This is a genomic window from Neisseria oralis, from assembly GCF_045062685.1.
Classification (GTDB): Bacteria; Pseudomonadota; Gammaproteobacteria; order Burkholderiales; family Neisseriaceae; genus Neisseria; species Neisseria oralis.
In genome coordinates this window covers 1-254 of the sequence record NZ_JBJGEB010000084.1, presented here as the reverse complement: position 1 = coordinate 254, position 254 = coordinate 1, and the positions used below count along the sequence as shown (strand labels likewise).

Annotated in this window: 1 protein-coding gene; it reads right to left on the bottom strand. The window is 39.0% G+C overall.

The window, feature by feature from the left end; all coding sequences use genetic code 11:
- Nucleotides 1-254: ATP-binding protein (locus ACI43T_RS12170; protein ID WP_405387385.1), on the bottom strand; the 254-nt coding region annotated here is incomplete at both ends.

The following is a 254-nucleotide window of genomic DNA, read 5'->3' as shown; positions in this document are numbered from 1 at the left end:
AAATCAAGCAATGGCAAAATATCTGTAATTCCTACCATTGATTCAGGTAACAACCGTTTCACAACACTTTGATCTTGATCATTTGTTAAGCGAAGAACCAAGAAATTATTGCATTGACTGAGAATTGTCCGACTAACATCCGAAGGACGCTGGCTAACAACTAATAAAGATACACCGTATTTTCTGCCTTCTTTTGCAATACGTTCAAAGGCTTCTAATGCACGTTTTTCTGCTGCCTCTGCTGCATCACGAAC